The following is a 13,663-nucleotide window of genomic DNA, read 5'->3' on the forward strand; positions in this document are numbered from 1 at the left end:
GCGTCACTTCCCCGGCAGCGTGATGCCGGGGAAGATCTTGATCACCGCGCTGTCGTCCTCCCGCCCGTGGCCGGCGGTGGACGCCTGCATGAACATCTGGTGCGCGGTCGACGCGAGTGGCAGCGGAAACTTGGTGGCGCGCGCCGTGTCGAGCACCAGCCCCAGGTCCTTGACGAAGATGTCCACGGCCGACAGCGGGGTGTAGTCGCCGGCCAGCACGTGGGCCATGCGGTTCTCGAACATCCAGCTGTTGCCGGCGCTGTGCGTGATCACCTCGTACAGCGCCTCGGGCGCGACGCCCTCGCGCAGGCCCAGGGCCATGGCTTCGGCGGCGGCGGCGATGTGCACGCCGGCGAGCAGCTGGTTGATGATCTTCACCTTGCTGCCGGCGCCGGCGCGGTCGGCCAGGCGATAGACCTTGCCGGCCATGGCGTCGAGCACGGCGTCGGCGGCGGCGTAGGCCTCGGGCTTGGCAGCGCTCATCACCGTCATCTGGCCACTGGCCGCCTTGGCGGCGCCGCCGGAGATGGGCGCATCGACGTAGTGGATGCCCAGCGCGTTCAGGCGCGCTTCCAGGGCGATCGACCAGTTCGGGTCGACGGTGGAACACATGACGAACACGCTGCCGGGGCCCATCGCGGCGGCGGCGCCGTCCTGGCCGAAGAGGACTTCTTCCGTCTGCTGCGCGTTGACGACCACGCTGACGACGACCTGGCAGGCGCGAGCCACTTCGGCCGGCGTCGCGTGGGCCACGCCGCCGTCCTTGGCGAAGGTTGACGCGACGCCGGGGCGGACGTCGCACACGTGCACTTCGTAGCCGCGCGTGCGCAGCGTCTTCGCCATGCCGGCGCCCATGGCGCCGAGACCGATCAGGCCCGCCTTCTTTTCCATGTGTTCTCCTCCCCAGGGGCTGCCGCAAAGTGATGCCCTGGAGCTATCGCTATGCCAAAGCTGCGGCTGTTTCGCCCGGGTTGCGATCGCTATGGTAAGGGCCCATGCCATCCCTTCTTTCCGACCAAGTCATCGTCGTCACCGGCGCCGCGCGGGGCATCGGCCAGGCCATTGCCCAGGCCGTCCTCGCACAGGGCGGCCAGCTCGTCGCGCTGGATCTGCGCTGGGACGAAGCCGACCCGTACTACCGCGAGCTGAACGCCCACCCGCGCGCGCTGCCGCTGTCCTGCGACATCCTCTCCGAGTCGCAGGTGGCCGCGGCGCTGGACGCCACGCTGCAACGCTTCGGCGCGCCCACCGTCCTCGTCAACAACGCCGCCATGCGGCAACGCGACTTCTTCCCGGCCGATGGCGCCTGCGCCGTCCTGGACGTGACGGACGCGCAGTGGGAGCGGATGTTCAGCGTCAACGTGGTCGGGCAGATGCGGATCACGCGCGCCTTCGTCCGCCCCATGATCGAGCGCCAGCGCGGCCACGTCATCAACATCTCGGCCAAGGGCGGGGTCGGCTACGCCCACGACGGCGAGCGCTGGTCCATGGGGCCGCACCTGCGCCTGAACCAACCGTACGACGCCTCGAAGGCGGCCTTCAGCAACCTGAGCTTCTACCTGGCCGAGGAACTGCGCGAGCACGGCGTGGCCGTGAACGTGGTGTTTCCCGGCGCGATCCGCACCACCGGCGTCGACCAGATGGAGGAGGGCCGCCGCAAGCTGGGCCTGCACATGAAGCTGGGCGAGCCGGGCGAGGTGGTGCCCGTGGTGCTGCACCTGGCCAGCCAGCCAGGCACGGCCATCACCGGCTGCGCCTATAGCTCCGTGGCGTGGAACCAGAAGCATGCCCCCGCGCCGGCCCAGGCGCAGGCGGCCTGAGGCGGCCATGGACGATTGGCTCAGCGTGCGCGTCGACGCCGTCTCGCCGCTCGCGCAAGGCATCGCGCAGTTCGACCTGCGGCCGGTGCAGGGCGGCGAGCTGCCCTCGTATGCGCCGGGCGCGCACATCGACATCGAGCTGCCCGGCAAGATCTGCCGCAGCTACTCGCTGCTCGGCGGAAGGGGCGCCACGGAGCGCTACCAGATCGCCGTGCTGCGCGAGCCGGCCAGCCGCGGCGGCTCCGCCTGGCTGCACGACGAGGCCCGGCCGGGGACCCTGCTGCGCGTCGCCAGGCCGCGCAACCACTTCGCGCTGGACGAGGGCGAGCACGGCAACGTGCTGATCGCGGGCGGCATCGGCGTGACGCCCTTGTGGGCCATGGCCCAGCGCCTCGACGAGCTGGGCCGCGACTGGCAGATGCACTACCGCGCGCGCCGGCGCTCCGGCGCGGCGCTGCTGCAAGGCATGGCGCGGCACGTGGAGGCCGGGCGGATCGCCCTGAGCTTCGCCGACGAAGACAGCCCGCGCCCGGACCTCCACGCCATCGTGCGCAGCGCGTCGCCCGGCACCCATTTCTACTGCTGCGGCCCCACCGCGATGATCGATGCCTTCCAGCAGGCCTGCGCCGGCGTGCCGGCGCAGCGGGTGCACCTGGAACGCTTCTCCGCCGACACCGAGCCGGCGCCCGGCGGCTTCGCCGTGCGGCTCGCGCGCAGCGGCAGGAGCCTGGTCGTGCCGCCCGGCAGCAGCATCCTCGACGTGCTGCGCCAGGCCGGCATCGACGTGCCCGCCGCCTGCGAGCAGGGCATCTGCGGAGCCTGCGAGACGACCGTCCTGCAAGGCATACCCGACCACCGCGATCTGGTGCTTTCGCCCGCGGAACGCGCCGCCAACCGGAGCCTCATGATCTGCTGCTCCGGCGCGGCTTCCCCCGAATTGTTGTTGGACCTGTGAGTAAGCCATGAAGATGAACGAAGAGAAGCCCGTCGCCGTCCTGTCCCGCGCGGAGAAGGACAACATCGACCTCACGCGTGGTAATAGTCCAGCTTCCGGGCATCGACGAGCGCAACATAGCTCGCGCCGTTTTTCGTCAGCACCTTCTCGCTGCCGCGGCCGACGACATCCTCGGCCAGTTCCGTCAACCTGGCACGAGCTTCACTGATCGGGACAACGTCTGCGGCTCGCACACCCATGGTCTTCTTCCGTTAAAGAATGCATTAACGGTTAATGTAATAGTTTCGGACGCCATGGAGTGCACGAGAGCAAGCCCCGGCGTCCCTGACGCGCGGGGCCTGGTTCGGACACGCGAACGTTCAGCCGCCTTCGGCCTCGTGGCGCTTGTCCGCCGGCATCGGCGTGTTGCCGCCGGGCATGCCGCCGCCTTGCGGGTAGCCGCCGGGTTCGGTGCGCTCGCGCGCCTGCTCGCCCATGTTCTCCGCCAGCTGCTTCATCTGGCCCGACTTCTCCTGCCCCTTCGCATACCACTTGTTCAGGATCTCCCTAGGGCGGTCCCGGCCAGGCCGGCCGGGCTGTCGTGCTTTGCATCGAGCCTGCGCCTGTCGGCTTGTCTCGCCCCTTGCGGGCTTCCATCCTTCCCTCGCTGCGCTCGGCTGACGCCTTCGCGCCGGCGGGCCGTCGCTGCGCGCTGCGCTTGCCCTCTGAGGGAGAAGGCTGGCCAGCCCTCTCCCGCCGGCGCTGCGCTTGGCACCCACTGGGACAGCGGAACTGCCTGCGGCAGATCCGCGGGACCTCGCTTGGCAGCTCGGCCGCTGGCGGCGGTCGCATCCCACGGTGACGGTCCACCGTCTACGCATGGGCACTCCCGCGGCCACCCATGCAGCCGGTCGGGGCCAATTTGGGCAGCACTTCGCATGCGCGCGATCGGCGCCGGCATCCCCGGCGTGGGCGCCTGATCTTCGACCAGGCGGGTGCCGTCTTCGGCCTGGCTGGTGGGTGCCATCTGGCCGGGTGCTCCATCCAGCGTGGTCGATCCGCTCCTCGGACCGCCTCTTCTCCGACGCATAGCTGCGGGCAACCAGGCAGCAAGGGTGCGGCTGAGCCCACGTCCTCACCCGGTCCTTCCGCTGCGCTCCAGGCTGCGGCTTCCGGGCGTGCCCTTGCTGCCTGGCCGTCCTCGCTATTCATGCGTCGAGGCGGCTCCGAGGAGCAGATTTTTTCCACCACCTAAAAGGGCACATCATGAGCACACCGACCGCACCCACCAGCCAGGCCGAAGGCGGCACCAACGAAGCGGGCTTTCCCCCCGCACCCCCCGAGGCTCACCAAGGAGCAGCTGCTGAAAAGTCCGAATGCCTGGGGACTGCGACCTACTCGCCGGAGGACAACAAGCTGCGCTTGTACCCGTTTGCCCGGCTGGATGCGGGCACCTATGAGCGGATGAAGAAGGCTGGATTCAAGTGGGCGCCGAGGCAAGAGCTTTTCGTCGCACCGATGTGGACGCCTGGCCGGGCCGATCTGCTGGAGGAACTGTGCGGGGAGATCGAGGACGAGGACCGCAGCCTGATGGAGCGGGCCGAGGAGAGGGCCGACCGCTTCGAGGACTACAGCGAACGCCGGGGCGCGGAAGCCGACGCGGCACGCCGCCAGGTGGAGGCCATCACTGAGCACATTCCCCTCGGGCAGCCGATCCTCGTGGGCCATCACAGCGAACGCCGGGCCCGCAAGGATGCCGAGCGCATTCAGAACGGCATGCGCAAGGCGGTCAAGCTGTGGGAGACGCAGGACTATTGGAGCCGTCGCGCCCAGGCGGCGAAGCTGCACGCGGCCTACAAGCAGGCGCCGGACGTGCGCTATCGCCGGCTGAAGGCCATCGAGGCCGATCTGCGCAAGTCGCAGAAGATCGTCAACGATGCCGAGGTGTTCCGCAGGCTGTGGAGTGCCGAAGGGTTGACGCACGATCAGGCTGTAGCCATCGCCAACCGGGATCATTTCTCTGTGGTCGAGGCTGGCCAGCCGTGGGGCACGTCGGCCTACCAATTGCTGACCCGGGCGGAGAACCCGCGCAGCGTTGCCGATGTCGCCCGGCTGGGGGTGGAAATACACACGCGGCGCATTGCCAGGCAGGGCCGCTGGATCGCGCACTACGAGAACCGCATTGCCTATGAGCGCGCCATGCTGGACGAAGGCGGCGGCCTCGTGGCAGAGAGCGTGGAAATGCAGGCGGGTGGACAGGTGTTGATTCGCGGCCAATGGCTGACCATCGTTCGCGTCAACAAGAAGGGCGGGAAGGTCCTGAGCGTGACGACGAACGCGCGATTTGTGCGGGTGCGCGGCATCGAGGAGGTGCGGGAGTACAAGGCCCCGACCGAGGCGCAGGCTGCCACGGTCAAGGCGGCCAAGAAGCTGCCGCCGTTGGCCAACTACCCGCATGCCGGCGCCGTGGAAATGACGAAGGCGGAATGGGACGGAACGCACAAGGACTACAAGGGCACGCGCGAGGCTGGCCAGGGTTCGCGCTACGAAGGCGGTGGCCGGCGCCAGATCGCGGAGGCCGACCTGTCGGCCTGCGGCCTGCATCGTGTGCGTGTGGTTGTGCGGCAGGGCGTATTGCGATCGGTGTTCATCACCGACGCGAAAGTGACCCAGCCGTCGGCGGCTGCTGCGCCGGAGGCGCGCGAGGTCATCCCGGCGCCAGTGCCCGCGGCGTCCGTTGCGGAGCAGACCACTGGCGAGCAGCCGGCCTCACGCGAAGGGGTCGATGCCATCGACGCGATGCGCGCATGCCTGCGCGCCGGCGGCGTTCAGGTGGTGGCTGCACCTCAGCTTTTCCCGACACCCGAGGACATTGCGCGCCGCATGGTCGCCATCGCGGCGCCCGAGCTGGGCGAGCGCGTTCTGGAGCCCAGCGCCGGCACCGGCGTGCTGCTGCGCAGCCTGCCCGGCGTGCTGCCTTTCGCTGGCACGAAACAAAGCGCCTGCGACGTGGTAGCCGTTGAAGTGAATCGCGCCCTCGCGGACACGCTGCGCAATGAAGGGCTCGCGCAGCGCGTCGTCTGCGGTGACTTCCTGCAGTGCACGGTCGAGGACCTGGGCCGCTTCGACGCGATCATCATGAATCCGCCCTTCGAGCGCGGGGACGATGTGGAGCACATCGTGCATGCGCAGCAGTTCCTTGCCCCTGGCGGCCGGCTGGTGGCGATCTGCGCGGCCGGGCCGCGGCAGCGGGCGCTTTTCTCGGTCCTCGGCAGCTTCGACCTGATGCCGGAGGGCAGCTTTGCGGGCGTCGGCACGCAGGTGCCCACCGCGATGGTGGTGATCCGGGCCTGACCAGACGAAGCCGGGCGGAGCCCGGCTCGTCGCAGAAGCGGCGGGCCGCCGTTTCGCGGACGCGAAACCGGCCGCCTGCCTTTTGAGTTACACCAATCATCTGACGCTCTATGCTGAGCGTCACCGGCGCCTCCCGGGATGAGGGGCAAAAGGAAAGAAAAATGGAACTGCATCAAGCCCAAGCCCTCGCAGCAACCGGCCGTGGCCAACGCCGACTTGGACAAGGCTGACACCCGCGAAGACCTGTTCGGCGCCGAGCCAACGTCTCCCGAATATCAGCGCGCCCGTGCCTATCTCGATGACGTGGTGCGCAGGGAAGATGCCGCCTGGGCCAAGGTGGACGCACTTGTTGCACAGGCCCGTCAGGTGCTAGACGCCGCCGACCCCTTCGGCATGGGCCAGGCGTCGTGAGCGATCGTGGCCGGCTGACGGTCACACTTGGCGGCCCGTGGCGGCTGTACCAGCACCGTCCGCTTCCGGGCTGGGAAATGCTCGGGATCGTCCAGCGTGGTGACCTCACCGCGGGCGCTCTTGCGCGCAGCTCGGCCGGCCAGTACGCCCAAGTCAACGCGGGCGTCGTGCGGACACTCGATCAGCGCAAGGTGAAGGCTGCGCTCGCCGCCGCAGAGGCTTTGTAGGCGGCGCCCGCTACAAATCGCCCAGCTCGAACCTGATGTGCTCGCCGGCATTGCCTCCGGCTTCGGGGTCCCCGTAGCCGTCGCCGATCTTCGCGCAGGCTTCGACGACATCGAGGCACAGATCCACCACGCTCTGATCGAGCGGGTCGCCAGGCTTGATGAGGCCGCGCTCCGCGGCCAGCCTGGCGAACAGGCCGCGCGGGTCCCGAGGCGCCGGCGCGGCGGCTTCATCGAGAGCGGCGCGTGGGGTGGCTTTCGTCAGGTCCATCTTTGCATTCTGCGCTGCAGCTCAGGCCCTGGCTATCGGCAGCTGCCGCCAGTCCGTTGTGTAGTGCGGCGTGCGGCGCTGCTGTCGCATCGCCCACTCACGCCGATCGCCGGTGGTGCCGGCGCTGGCCGCATGCACGGCACCGCGTCCGTGGCGCCGGTTGATCGCGTCCATGGCCGCCATGAGCCGGCCACGATCGGCGCCGGGCTCGTCCAGATCCAACTCGCCCTGTTTCACCGCCTGGTCTTGCAGGTCCAGCAGCATCACGCCGGCTTTCGCGTAGTTGTAGCCCGGACGGTAGATCGCCTGCAGGGCGGTGATGGCCACATCCGCCAGGTGCAGGGTGTCGGCCGTGGGCCGGCGCAGCGGCACCGTGATCGAGCGGGCGTACTGCCGGTCCTGCCGGCGGAAAGGGCTGGTGTGGATGAACACCAGCAGCTGGCCGGCCAGGCTTTCCTGGCGCCGCAGTTTCTCGGCCGCGCGGCCGACGAACTCGGTGACGGCTTCCTGCAGGTCCTGCAGGCGCTGGATCGTCCGCCCGAAGCTGCGCGTGCACGCGATTTCCTTCTTGGCCGCCGCGGCGTCTTCAAGCTGGATGCAGGGCTGGCCCTGCAGCTCGCGCACGGTGCGCTCCAGAACCACCGACCAGCGCCGGCGAACCGTCGCCGGGTCGAGCCTGGCCACGTCCAGGGCCGTGCGCAGGCCTGCGGCGCGCAGCTGCTCGCCGATGCGCCGGCCGATGCCCCACACGTCGCCCAGCTCCGTCGCGGCCAGGACGGCATCCAGATCGGACGCCGGCAGCTCGCCTAGGTTGGCCACCCGCGCGAACTCGCCCGGGTAGCTGCCGGGCTTGCGGTCCGCGCTCTTGGCGACGTGGTTGGCCAACTTGGCCAGGGTCTTCGTGGGGCCGATGCCGATGCCGCAGGGGACACCGATCCACTGCAGCAGCCGCTCGCGCACCAGGTGGGCCCGGCGGGTGATCGCCGGCACACCGGCGACGCCGACGAAGGACTCGTCGATGCTGTAGATTTCCTGCTCGGGCCCGAGGCCTGCGGCGATGCTCATGAGCCGCGTGCTCATGTCGCCGTAGAGCGTGAAATTCGCCGACAGCGTGACGAGGCCTGCATCCCCTTCGAGCCGCCGGAACTCGTGGTACGGCTGGCCCATGCCGATGCCCAGGGCTTTCGCCTCGTTCGACCGAGCGATGGCGCAGCCATCGTTGTTGCTCAGCACCACGACCGGCCTGCCCTGCAGGCTCGGCCGGAAGACGCGCTCGCACGAGACGTAGAAATTGTTCCCGTCGACCAGCGCGTACATGACGGCTTCGCCGGTCAGGGAAAGAAGGCGCGGATGTCCGCCAGCTCGGCACCGGGCTGGGCGAGCAGGTACACCGCCCTGAGCTGCCCGGCATTGGCGTATGGCACCGGGACCGGCGTGCCCTCGATGAGCCGGCACAGGAGGTCGTCGTCGTCGAGGTTGAGCAGCAGGCGGCAGGCCATCGGCCGTGCCGCGTACACGCTGCAGCGGCCGTCCGCGAGGAAGGGACACGGGCCTGGCCAGCCTGGCTCCTGCAGCTCGGCCTGCGCCTCGATCGCCGCCGCCAGCGTCTCGTGATCGTCCAGCCGGACCGAGCGTGCCGGCGATGCCGGCGTGCGCCCGGTCGCCCGGCCGATCAGATCGGCCTCCAGGCGCGTGATCGTCACCGGGGTGTGGCAGCAGTGGCTGCACCCTGCCTTGCAGGCCGCCACGGCGCGCATAGGGGCCGCCCAGGCGTCCGCCGCGCGCTGCAGCCACACCACCCTCTGCCGGGCATTCGGGGCGCGCTGCGCGGCCTGGACCAGCCGCCAGGCCGCGGGGTTTTCCGACAGGCCGGCGAGCTTGCGGCTCGCGCGCTCGGCCGCCAGCGGCCAGCGCTCCTGCAGATCGGCGGGGAGGAGCGACAGATCCGGCGCGGTGCTGGGCGCAGTCACTCCTTCCACTCCCATGCGCCGAGGTCGAAATGCGTCTCGGCGATGCTGGCCAGCATCTCGTGCCTGGCTGCAGCCTGCGCGGCCGCATCGCCGGCGAACCAGGCGGCCAGCGCCGGCGGATCTCCGGCCAGCGCAAGAAGGTCGCCCTGGTCGCCTGCATGCGCAAGCTGCTGACGATGCTCAACGCCATCGCCAAACATGGCTCGATGTGGGATTCGACTATGCATTGCGCTTGACGAGCAAGACGGTTGCTCAGACCCTGAACCGCTTGATGACGGCAGTCACCACGCCGCAGACGATCAGCTGCTGGCCCTCCCGGAACGTGATGGTCGGGAAGGTGGGGTTCGCCGGCTCCAGGCGCGGCCGGTTCGCCCGCAGCCGCAGGTACTTGACCGTGAAATCGCCGTCCACCTGGGCCACCACGATGTCACCGGAACGCGCCTTGAGGGCGCGGTCCACCACAAGGATGTCGCCGTCCTCGATGCCGGCTTCGCGCATCGAGAACCCGGACACCTGCCAAAAGAAGGTTGCGTGCGGGTGCCGGATCAGCAGCTCGTTCAGGTCCTGCCGCTTGACCGCGTAGTCCTCGGCCGGCGACGGGAAACCCGCCGGCACCCTGCCCTGCACCGCCGGCAGCGGCCGACGCGGCGGCGCCTCGGCCGCCGGCCATGCTTGTGCCGGAATACTGTTCATGCATCCAGTATAGAAAATTCACATTTCCCCCGGAAGGTTCCCGGCGGGCTTACCATACGGGCATGGCCGAGCTTCGGATGAACTTTTCCACCAGCTTCGACGGCGACGAGCGCTTTCCCGCCGCCGAGTCGGAGGTCGCCTATGCGATGCGTCTGCAGGCGCTGGTGGCTCACTCCAAGGCCGATCCACGCCCCAGCGTGGACCACGCGACCGCAATGCGCCTGGTCGAAGAACGCCTCGCTGCCATCGTGGGAAAAAACGGCACGCCTGCCCGTCGTTGACGGCGCCAGACTTGCCGGATGCCTTACCAAGTCCAGTGGCGGCCGCCCGCGCTTGAGCAACTGCTTGAGATCATCGAGTACGTCGGCCAGCGCAACCAGCTCGCCGCGACCAAGCTCTTCGAGACATTGCGCGGCTGCACCGACAGGCTGGCCGAGTTCCCCGAGCTGTACCCGGTCAGCTGGTTCGTGCCTGGCCAGCGCCAGATCGTCGCGCATCCCAACTACATCGTGCTCTACGAGGTTGACCACCGCCGGCAGCTCGTGAGCGTCACCACCGTGACCCATTCGCGCCGGCGCCGCTGAGCCCGGCGCCCATGCGCGCTCCGGCCCCGCTTCGCATCCGCCGCCGGCAGGCTGGCTGTGCGCCTGATGCCAACGTCACAATGCGGCCTATGGCCAACATCGCATCTGTCCTGAAGTCCGAGATAGCGCGCGTGTCGCGCAAGGAAGTCCGATCCGAGATCGAAAGTCTGAGGAAGGCCAGCACGCAGCATCGCAGTGCCATTGCACTGCTGCGCCGCCAGGTCGAAGACCTTCAGAAGCAGCTCAAGCGCGCCGCCCGGGAGGGTGCGCGAGCGCCGGCGCCGGCATCAGAAGCATCCGACGCAACGCCTCGGCGCTTCAGCCCGACCCGCCTGGCGGCGCATCGTGCGAAGCTGGGAATCTCGGCGGCCGACTACGGCAAGCTCGTGGGCATGAGCGGCGCGACGATCTACCTGTGGGAACAGGGGAAGTCCCGGCCCAACCCGGAACAACTTCAGCGCCTGGCTGCAGCCCGGGCCCTCGGCAAGCGCCGGGCGCTGGAGCAACTTAATTCGGCATCCTGAGTGCGGACGTAGCCGCACGCCGCACTCCAGCAGGCCATGTGCTACTCCGCTGCCGTTCGAGCCGACTTCGCTGCATTCCGGCGGCTCTTTCCGACAGCGCGGGTGGACCTGAAAGCCTTCTTCGACCTGTACTGGCGCAAGAAGCAACAGCCCAAGGTGCTGCTCACGTCCAAGGGCATGGATACCCTCTTCGCTCGGCCGCGCACGGCCGAGGAGCGGGAGATCCACGCGCTGATCTTGGAGATCGACGCCGAGCGGGCCCGCGCCTATGAACAGGATCTGTTCAAGCAGCGCAAGCGCCTGGCCGACGCCGAGCGCGTCCTGCAGGTGAAGCCGACGAAGAAGGCGCAGGAGGACCAGCGCATCGCGCCGAAGAAAATCGCCGCGGCGCTGGCCAGCCTCGATGCGATGAAGCGCGCCGAGCTGCGCGACACCGACTGGCGGCTGTTCCCGCAGTGGTGGGGGCCCGTACTGCTGATCGAGGACGGCGAGCCGATCATCCGGCCCATGCGCTACCTGTGCCGGCCAGCCGGCAAGCCGGTCTTCTACGACACGAAGTACCCCGGGATCTACAACGCGCGCCGGGACAGCCTAGGCGGGTTCTGGAAGGGGCAGTTCGGGCATACGCATTGCCTTGCGCTCGTGCCTGTCTTCTGGGAGCACGTGGTGCGCCACCTGGCCGAGCACCGCGAGCTGCAGCCGGGAGAGAAGCCGGAGAACATCGTGCTCGAATTCAGGCCGCGGCCGCAGCGCGACCAGCTGGTGGCGTGCATCTATTCGCACTGGACGCCGCCGGCCGGCTCGGATGAGCCGGACCTCTGGTCCTTCGCGGCCGTGACCGACGAGCCGCTGCCGGAGGTCGCCGCGGCCGGCCATGACCGCACCATCGTGGCCCTGCGCGAAGAGAACGTGCAGGCCTGGCTCACGCCGCAGGACCGCAGCCTGGACGAGCTGGATGCGCTGCTCGAAGACAAGGAGCGGCCGTACTACGAATTCAGGATGGCCGCATGAAGCTGACCCTCGATCCCGAGGAGCTGCGCGAGCAAATGACGCTCTGGCGCAGCGCGGTCGATCTGCGAATGGATCTCCGGCCAGACATCCGCGCGCACCTGATCGTGCGGCGCAGGGACATCCTGAAGAACTTCGAGAAGACCGGCCGTGACTGGCTGACCGTCCTGCGGCTCTGCAAGCCGGTGCCGGAGGACGCCCGGGCCCACGCCGCCCTGTGCGCCGACGTCGAAGAGTTCTTGACGTGGGCCCAGGCCGGCCTACAGCAGCTCGATGAGCTGGCGGCCGACGAGGGCGGCGGATAGCGCGGGCCTCCCCGCCACCGCTGTGGATGCCCCGGCTACTTGCGCCGGGCCAGGTGTTCCCGAACCTGCTCCGCCGAGTTGCCGACCGCCTGCACGGCCTCGCGCAACTCCGCTTCGCTGCAACCGAGGCTTTCGCTCCAGCTTCGCACTTCGTGCGGTGTCTCCAGAGAGATCAGCTTGCGATCCAGGCCGGTCTTCTTCGGGTCGTCTGTCATTGATATCTCCTGTGGGCGGTACCCCTGTTATCGCGTTTGCCGTCACGGCAGCGCGTAGGCCGACAGCGGTCTTGCGCATCGTCGATACGCTGGCAGGATGCCCCGCCTGGTCGACTACCCGCCGATGCTGCTTGAGGAGCGGCCATTCGCCTTCGGCGAGCCCGACTGGATCTATGAAATCAAATTCGACGGCTATCGCCTCATGGCGCTGGTCGACGGCGGCCATGTCGAGTTGCGTTCCCGCCAGGGGGCGGATGCGACCCGCTGGTTTCCCGAGCTTGCCGACAGCCTGGCCACTCTCGGCGGTGGGCCGACCATCCTTGATGGCGAGGTGTGCGTGCTCGATGAGGCCGGCCGCAGCGACTTCGATCGGCTCCATGATCGGGCACGGCGCCGGCGCTGGTACGCTGGTGCCGATGCCGTCACCTTCTGCGTCTTCGACTTGCTCATGGCGGGCGGCGACGAGCTGCTGCAGCTGCCGCTGCTGCGCCGCAAGACCAGTCTGGGACGGCTGCTCAAATCGCCTCCGGCCCACGTCATGCCCGTCGGGCACTTCGCGGCCGGCGAAGGGGCTCAGATTTTTCAGCAGGCAGTCGTCCCTCTCGGGCTGGAGGGGTTGTGCGCAAAACGTACGCGAAGCCTCTACGTTCCAGGCGCCAGGTCGCCGGACTGGATCAAGATCAAACGCGCTGGAGCCGTGCCGCCAGAGCGCTTCAGGCGCGGTGTCAAGCCGGCCCTCGCCTCTGGCGTCTAAGCGTGTGCGAGAGGTGCTTTCGGCAGCGTCTCTGCCGGTTGGCCAGGTATGCGGCCGCTACAATCCCGCCGCCCGGTCTCACCTCAGGTGCGCCAATGCGCTTCCCTCCTCCTCCCTGGATCGGGCGAGGTATCCAACCCTCATTCGGGGCCTGCAGCGCGGGCCCTTTTTCTTTGCTACTCCGCGAGCGGCAGGCCCGCTTTTCTACGGCGCGCTCTTTCAGCGCTCATTAGCCTGCGGTCGCGCCAGTTGAGCTGAATGACGCCGTACTGTGCGCGCAGCTGCTTGGCGTAGCGTCGTTGTCCCCTCCATGAGAAATCGCCGTCGGCTGGGGCTTTGAGTAGTAGGTCGGTCGGGATTTTGATGCCCTGAAGCATGGCGTCATCAAAGACCCAGGCCACCGGACAGCGCCAGTAGTAGAACTGGCCCGACCATGAGCCGAGGAGCCAGCCGGCCATGCCGACAAGCAAGACGACGAGTGAAGCGATGAGCGTGAGTGCGTCCATGGTGAGGAGCGGCAAGTCTACTGCCGAGTATGTGAGCGTCGCCGGCAGTGCCGGCCGGGCTGTCGTGCTTCGCATCGAGCCTTCGCCTTT

Annotated in this window: 20 protein-coding genes and 1 pseudogene; 11 read left to right on the forward strand and 10 right to left on the reverse strand. The window is 68.6% G+C overall.

Annotation, left to right across the window (positions count from 1 at the left end; genetic code table 11):
- Window positions 1-3 precede the first annotated feature (3 nt).
- Window positions 4-891: an L-threonate dehydrogenase gene (gene ltnD, locus ACIY1X_RS08680; RefSeq protein ID WP_038212115.1), complete on the reverse strand. Its 888-nt coding sequence runs from the start codon at window positions 889-891 to the stop codon at window positions 4-6.
- 104 nt (window positions 892-995) lie between these two features.
- On the opposite strand from ltnD, the gene ACIY1X_RS08685 reads away from it, so the two are divergent.
- Both ACIY1X_RS08685 and ACIY1X_RS08690 read left to right on the forward strand, forming a co-directional pair.
- Window positions 996-1,820: an SDR family NAD(P)-dependent oxidoreductase gene (locus tag ACIY1X_RS08685; protein ID WP_038212117.1), complete on the forward strand. Its 825-nt coding sequence runs from the start codon at window positions 996-998 to the stop codon at window positions 1,818-1,820.
- A 7-nt stretch (window positions 1,821-1,827) separates the two neighbouring features.
- Window positions 1,828-2,775, forward strand: a complete 948-nt coding sequence (locus tag ACIY1X_RS08690) for a PDR/VanB family oxidoreductase (protein ID WP_038212119.1) — start codon at window positions 1,828-1,830, stop codon at window positions 2,773-2,775.
- Between the two features lie 77 nt (window positions 2,776-2,852).
- On the opposite strand, the pseudogene ACIY1X_RS08695 reads toward ACIY1X_RS08690, so the two are convergent.
- Window positions 2,853-3,014: pseudogene (locus ACIY1X_RS08695) on the reverse strand (type II toxin-antitoxin system prevent-host-death family antitoxin); the annotation flags it as partial.
- Window positions 3,015-3,134: 120 nt separating this feature from the next.
- Window positions 3,135-3,272: a hypothetical protein gene (locus ACIY1X_RS08700; RefSeq protein ID WP_399679821.1), complete on the reverse strand. Its 138-nt coding sequence runs from the start codon at window positions 3,270-3,272 to the stop codon at window positions 3,135-3,137.
- A 748-nt stretch (window positions 3,273-4,020) separates the two neighbouring features.
- On the opposite strand from ACIY1X_RS08700, the gene ACIY1X_RS08705 reads away from it, so the two are divergent.
- From ACIY1X_RS08705 to ACIY1X_RS08715, 3 genes are all read left to right on the forward strand, one after another.
- A complete protein-coding gene (locus ACIY1X_RS08705; RefSeq protein WP_084217420.1) occupies window positions 4,021-6,108 on the forward strand; it encodes a DUF3560 domain-containing protein in 2,088 nt (695 codons plus the stop codon).
- A gap of 201 nt (window positions 6,109-6,309) precedes the next feature.
- Window positions 6,310-6,519 (forward strand): hypothetical protein, encoded by a 210-nt coding sequence (locus ACIY1X_RS08710; RefSeq protein WP_038215360.1) that lies wholly within the window; start codon window positions 6,310-6,312, stop codon window positions 6,517-6,519.
- Window positions 6,516-6,746, forward strand: a complete 231-nt coding sequence (locus ACIY1X_RS08715; protein WP_157008327.1) for a hypothetical protein — start codon at window positions 6,516-6,518, stop codon at window positions 6,744-6,746. The genes ACIY1X_RS08710 and ACIY1X_RS08715 overlap by 4 nt, the downstream gene beginning before the upstream one ends.
- Window positions 6,747-6,756: 10 nt before the next feature.
- On the opposite strand, the gene ACIY1X_RS08720 is transcribed toward ACIY1X_RS08715, so the two are convergent.
- The 5 genes from ACIY1X_RS08720 to ACIY1X_RS08740 are packed head-to-tail and all read right to left on the reverse strand — an operon-like array spanning window position 6,757 to window position 9,677.
- A complete protein-coding gene (locus ACIY1X_RS08720; protein WP_051953977.1) occupies window positions 6,757-7,014 on the reverse strand; it encodes a hypothetical protein in 258 nt (85 codons plus the stop codon).
- Between the two features lie 21 nt (window positions 7,015-7,035).
- Window positions 7,036-8,331: a Y-family DNA polymerase gene (locus ACIY1X_RS08725; protein ID WP_038215355.1), complete on the reverse strand. Its 1,296-nt coding sequence runs from the start codon at window positions 8,329-8,331 to the stop codon at window positions 7,036-7,038.
- Between the two features lie 14 nt (window positions 8,332-8,345).
- Window positions 8,346-8,984, reverse strand: a complete 639-nt coding sequence (locus ACIY1X_RS08730; protein WP_051953976.1) for a YkgJ family cysteine cluster protein — start codon at window positions 8,982-8,984, stop codon at window positions 8,346-8,348.
- On the reverse strand, window positions 8,981-9,184 hold the full coding sequence (locus ACIY1X_RS08735; RefSeq protein ID WP_157008325.1) for a hypothetical protein: 204 nt from the start codon (window positions 9,182-9,184) through the stop codon (window positions 8,981-8,983). Before ACIY1X_RS08735 ends, ACIY1X_RS08730 begins: the two co-directional genes overlap by 4 nt.
- A gap of 52 nt (window positions 9,185-9,236) precedes the next feature.
- Window positions 9,237-9,677, reverse strand: coding sequence for a LexA family transcriptional regulator (locus ACIY1X_RS08740; protein ID WP_038215447.1), 441 nt, complete (start codon window positions 9,675-9,677; stop codon window positions 9,237-9,239).
- A gap of 77 nt (window positions 9,678-9,754) precedes the next feature.
- Here ACIY1X_RS08740 and ACIY1X_RS08745 point away from each other — a divergent pair, with 77 nt between their 5' ends.
- The 5 genes from ACIY1X_RS08745 to ACIY1X_RS08765 all read left to right on the forward strand — a co-directional run bounded on the left by ACIY1X_RS08745 (window position 9,755) and on the right by ACIY1X_RS08765 (window position 12,098).
- Entirely contained in the window at window positions 9,755-9,958 is a 204-nt protein-coding gene (locus ACIY1X_RS08745; protein ID WP_157008333.1) for a hypothetical protein, read from the forward strand.
- 18 nt (window positions 9,959-9,976) lie between these two features.
- Window positions 9,977-10,261: a type II toxin-antitoxin system RelE/ParE family toxin gene (locus ACIY1X_RS08750; RefSeq protein ID WP_038215445.1), complete on the forward strand. Its 285-nt coding sequence runs from the start codon at window positions 9,977-9,979 to the stop codon at window positions 10,259-10,261.
- 89 nt (window positions 10,262-10,350) lie between these two features.
- A complete protein-coding gene (locus tag ACIY1X_RS08755; protein ID WP_211260309.1) occupies window positions 10,351-10,785 on the forward strand; it encodes a DNA-binding transcriptional regulator in 435 nt (144 codons plus the stop codon).
- Window positions 10,786-10,887: 102 nt separating this feature from the next.
- Window positions 10,888-11,796, forward strand: coding sequence for an SOS response-associated peptidase family protein (locus ACIY1X_RS08760; protein ID WP_342665639.1), 909 nt, complete (start codon window positions 10,888-10,890; stop codon window positions 11,794-11,796).
- Window positions 11,793-12,098 carry a hypothetical protein gene (locus ACIY1X_RS08765; protein WP_038215431.1) on the forward strand — a complete coding sequence of 102 codons (306 nt, stop codon included), beginning with the start codon at window positions 11,793-11,795 and terminating at the stop codon, window positions 12,096-12,098. Before ACIY1X_RS08760 ends, ACIY1X_RS08765 begins: the two co-directional genes overlap by 4 nt.
- A gap of 35 nt (window positions 12,099-12,133) precedes the next feature.
- Here ACIY1X_RS08765 and ACIY1X_RS08770 read toward each other — a convergent pair whose 3' ends face one another.
- Complete coding sequence (locus tag ACIY1X_RS08770; RefSeq protein WP_038215428.1) at window positions 12,134-12,313, reverse strand: DUF3606 domain-containing protein; 180 nt, start codon at window positions 12,311-12,313, stop codon at window positions 12,134-12,136.
- A 97-nt stretch (window positions 12,314-12,410) separates the two neighbouring features.
- Here ACIY1X_RS08770 and ACIY1X_RS08775 point away from each other — a divergent pair, with 97 nt between their 5' ends.
- On the forward strand, window positions 12,411-13,067 hold the full coding sequence (locus tag ACIY1X_RS08775; RefSeq protein ID WP_038215426.1) for a hypothetical protein: 657 nt from the start codon (window positions 12,411-12,413) through the stop codon (window positions 13,065-13,067).
- 176 nt (window positions 13,068-13,243) lie between these two features.
- Here the strand turns inward: ACIY1X_RS08775 and ACIY1X_RS08780 are convergent.
- Window positions 13,244-13,663: hypothetical protein (locus ACIY1X_RS08780; protein WP_399679825.1), on the reverse strand; the 420-nt coding region annotated here is incomplete at its 5' end.

The sequence above is a fragment of the Xenophilus sp. genome, from assembly GCF_044462705.1.
In the GTDB taxonomy this organism is placed as follows: domain Bacteria; phylum Pseudomonadota; class Gammaproteobacteria; order Burkholderiales; family Burkholderiaceae_C; genus Xenophilus; species Xenophilus azovorans.

What these genes read in the sequence shown, in the direction of transcription:
- ACIY1X_RS08775 (WP_038215426.1), top strand. Translation starts at nt 12,411, where the DNA reads ATGCCCCGCCTGGTCGACTACCCGCCGATGCTGCTTGAGGAGCGGCCA.
- ACIY1X_RS08705 (WP_084217420.1), top strand. Translation starts at nt 4,021, where the DNA reads ATGAGCACACCGACCGCACCCACCAGCCAGGCCGAAGGCGGCACCAAC.
- ACIY1X_RS08755 (WP_211260309.1), top strand. Translation starts at nt 10,351, where the DNA reads ATGGCCAACATCGCATCTGTCCTGAAGTCCGAGATAGCGCGCGTGTCG.
- ACIY1X_RS08690 (WP_038212119.1), top strand. Translation starts at nt 1,828, where the DNA reads ATGGACGATTGGCTCAGCGTGCGCGTCGACGCCGTCTCGCCGCTCGCG.
- ACIY1X_RS08725 (WP_038215355.1), bottom strand. Translation starts at nt 8,331, where the DNA reads ATGTACGCGCTGGTCGACGGGAACAATTTCTACGTCTCGTGCGAGCGC.
- ACIY1X_RS08740 (WP_038215447.1), bottom strand. Translation starts at nt 9,677, where the DNA reads ATGAACAGTATTCCGGCACAAGCATGGCCGGCGGCCGAGGCGCCGCCG.
- ACIY1X_RS08700 (WP_399679821.1), bottom strand. Translation starts at nt 3,272, where the DNA reads ATGAAGCAGCTGGCGGAGAACATGGGCGAGCAGGCGCGCGAGCGCACC.
- ACIY1X_RS08685 (WP_038212117.1), top strand. Translation starts at nt 996, where the DNA reads ATGCCATCCCTTCTTTCCGACCAAGTCATCGTCGTCACCGGCGCCGCG.
- ltnD (WP_038212115.1), bottom strand. Translation starts at nt 891, where the DNA reads ATGGAAAAGAAGGCGGGCCTGATCGGTCTCGGCGCCATGGGCGCCGGC.
- ACIY1X_RS08750 (WP_038215445.1), top strand. Translation starts at nt 9,977, where the DNA reads ATGCCTTACCAAGTCCAGTGGCGGCCGCCCGCGCTTGAGCAACTGCTT.
- ACIY1X_RS08720 (WP_051953977.1), bottom strand. Translation starts at nt 7,014, where the DNA reads ATGGACCTGACGAAAGCCACCCCACGCGCCGCTCTCGATGAAGCCGCC.
- ACIY1X_RS08745 (WP_157008333.1), top strand. Translation starts at nt 9,755, where the DNA reads ATGAACTTTTCCACCAGCTTCGACGGCGACGAGCGCTTTCCCGCCGCC.
- ACIY1X_RS08765 (WP_038215431.1), top strand. Translation starts at nt 11,793, where the DNA reads ATGAAGCTGACCCTCGATCCCGAGGAGCTGCGCGAGCAAATGACGCTC.
- ACIY1X_RS08735 (WP_157008325.1), bottom strand. Translation starts at nt 9,184, where the DNA reads ATGTTTGGCGATGGCGTTGAGCATCGTCAGCAGCTTGCGCATGCAGGC.
- ACIY1X_RS08770 (WP_038215428.1), bottom strand. Translation starts at nt 12,313, where the DNA reads ATGACAGACGACCCGAAGAAGACCGGCCTGGATCGCAAGCTGATCTCT.